The sequence below is a fragment of the Brachybacterium sp. AOP29-B2-41 genome (genome assembly GCF_052378395.1).
Lineage (GTDB): Bacteria > Actinomycetota > Actinomycetes > Actinomycetales > Dermabacteraceae > Brachybacterium.
Map to the genome: position 1 here is coordinate 1 of NZ_JBQSXR010000042.1, position 2,612 is coordinate 2,612.

Below are 2,612 nucleotides of genomic sequence, written 5' to 3' on the forward strand. Positions count from 1 at the left end.
GATTTGACTCGCCTTTTTAAGGATGCATACCCTGTTCGTGCCCCGATGGAGATGGCGGATGGGCCGCCATGAAGTCAACCCGAAGGGATGAATGGACATGTCCAATCTGTCTGAACTCAATGTTGATCGCAGGCGCGCATTCATGCTGGGGGGCGGAACTCTGATTGCCGCCGTGCTCGGCACCGGCGCAGCCACCTCGGCCACAGCTGCTTCGACGCAGCCTCTCTCGCAAGCAACGAGCGCGCAGGCCGATTCCGCGACCCTCAGCCTCACAGACGAACAGATCGCCGCCGCTAACAAGTTCGTCACCCAGGCAGGCCAGCGCTACGAGCTGGACGAAGCGGCCGCCACGCGTGAACTCGGTGCGGCCACCACCGGCGAAGTCCGCACGGCTGTCGAGGCGTGGAACGAGCAGGTCGGGGGCGGGAGCACCGATGGCGCTATTCGTCCACAGGCTGGGGGAAAGACCATGTACACGGGGCCGCACGGCTCCATCTCGGCCCACTGGTACGGCCTGAAGATCCACTTCGACAGCTACCTTGCCGGGAAGGTCACGGCGGGCACCGCCACGGCTTCCGTGATCGCCGGAGGAATCGGCCTCGCCACGTCCGGGACTGGCGTAGGGGGCATCGCCGGCGGGGTCGTGGCGAGCGCACTTGCCGCCGCCAGTGGAGTCATCGGGATGTGCCAGGAAGAGGACGGTAGCGTGACGTGGTACTGGCTGCTGAACGGCCTCGGAGCATGCAACCCCTTCGCCTGACCCGATAGATTTGCGCCAAGAGAGGATTGGTTAGATGCGAAGCGTTAAGCCGATTGGGTACACTTTCGTAGCGATTGGCATTCTTTTAGGAGTGCTCACGCTCTTTGGCGTAATTCATCCACCGGTGTACGTCACAGTGCTCCCAGCCATCGGAGTGATTGTTGTGCTGATTGCCGAGCTCAGGTTGCGCCAAACGCGGGAATGATCCGCCCCGGCAGTGGATCGGCCTCCGCGACATGGCTCCCGGTCCCCCATCGACTCGCCGCCTTCGCGACGCGCCCACATCGGCGTAACGCGAAGGCGGCGTTCGTCATGAGCGCCGTTCCCGCGTCATGAGCACCGTCCCTCATGCTACGAACCGAACAGCGAGCACCAGGATCCAGACTCCCGTAGCGAACACACCCGCTCGGTAGAGTGCATATTGGCATCACAGATCGCCCAGGAGGCCAGCATGACCGCACCCGCGTCGGGCCGTCGCCGATGAAGGGCGACTTCGTCTTCGACAAGACCATGCGGGACTGGCATAAGCGGAAGAAGTACCTGCACGAGCACTACCGCCATCTCGACGGTGTGCGGTTCAGGCCGACGGGCGAGCCGCCGCGGACGGTGCAGACCCCATCCGGTCCGCTCGTCTTCACGAACTCCACCCGGGTGCAGGGGCTCAAGTGCCTGGTGAACGAAGCGCCGAGCAACGCCGCCGTCGGCAACGCGATCGATGAGCTGCTGACTCTGCGCTACTCCGATGAGCCGACAACAGGCACGGCTGAGTGTGGACGATTCCGGGTGCGCCAGCGTGCGTTCGGGATGCGGCACCCGGCGACCGGCGAGCAGAAAACTCCGGCTGAGCTCGAGGCCGAGGACCAGGTGTGGAAGGACTACCAGCACCAGCTCCGCCGCTGGCTCCCGGACCTGCGCGGCGATGCGATCGAGGACGAAGCCTCAAGGACCGGGTTCGGGCGACACGGCATGGTGCTCGGACTGCACGCAGCCGTCGGGCGGGCACCGGAGCTCTGTGACGACCCTGCGCACCGCCACAGCCGGCTGGGCATCTCCCATCTCGGTGAGCTGCTCGAGATGCCGGACCCTGAGGAGATCTCAGCGGTCGCCGACATGCTGCACCTCGCGACACAGGCGCTCCCCGCACCGTCGCAGGTGGCGAGGTCGGTCGTGCAACCGCGGTGCGGGCACGGGTCTGCCGACCTGTTGCTGGACGGGACGCTCGTAGAAGTGAAGTCGAGGCGGGGCACCCAGGCCGACTCGGTCCTGACCGGCGACACGGCCCGACAGCTGCTGGGGTACGTGCTGTCTGTGCCGCCCGAGCTTGAGAAGGAGCAGCCCGTGACTCGCGCCGGCTGGTAGCTCGCCCGCTACGGCGTGCTGTGGGACTTTCCGATCGAGGAGATCCCGAGTCGGCTCTACGGCAAGCCTCTCGGCCTCGAGGTCGCTCGCGAGGCGTTCCGGCGCGGGGTCTCGCCTACGGACCTCGTCTAGGAGAGCTCGATCGGTGCGATGAGCTCCGGATCGTTCCGGTCCAGGGTCCGCACGTTGTTCACCGAGCGGTCGACCGGGTGAGTCACCAGCGACGCAGCGATCTTCTCGGAGACGTCGCCGAGCACGCCGTGCAGGTGCTCCCGCTGGTCCTTCTCGAGCTTGCCCGGCGCGAGCCACTCGTTGATGAGGTCCTCGTCCACGAACGCTGGCATCCTGTCGTGGACATCGCCGGCTGCGTCGCGAGCCTCGCGGGTGATGATCGTGAAGGACACATCCCACTCGCCCTCGCTGTTCTGCTCGGCGGTCGTCAGACCCGCGGCGTGCAGCAGCTCGCCGTCGTTGGCATGGACGAAGTACGGCT

General features: G+C 65.8%; 3 protein-coding genes. 2 read left to right on the forward strand and 1 reads right to left on the reverse strand.

All coding sequences use genetic code 11. The features are described from left to right. Window positions 1–97 precede the first annotated feature (97 nt). Both ACT3T9_RS18745 and ACT3T9_RS18750 read left to right on the forward strand, forming a co-directional pair. Window positions 98–760 (forward strand): hypothetical protein, encoded by a 663-nt coding sequence (locus ACT3T9_RS18745; protein WP_444502867.1) that lies wholly within the window; start codon window positions 98–100, stop codon window positions 758–760. A 480-nt stretch (window positions 761–1,240) separates the two neighbouring features. Next, the gene (locus tag ACT3T9_RS18750) at window positions 1,241–2,119 is read left to right on the forward strand and encodes a hypothetical protein (RefSeq protein ID WP_444607296.1); all 879 of its coding nucleotides are present in this window, start codon (window positions 1,241–1,243) and stop codon (window positions 2,117–2,119) included. A gap of 128 nt (window positions 2,120–2,247) precedes the next feature. Here ACT3T9_RS18750 and ACT3T9_RS18755 read toward each other — a convergent pair. Continuing rightward, a partial coding sequence (locus ACT3T9_RS18755; protein ID WP_444607297.1) for an SOS response-associated peptidase family protein occupies window positions 2,248–2,612 on the reverse strand: 365 nt, incomplete at its 5' end.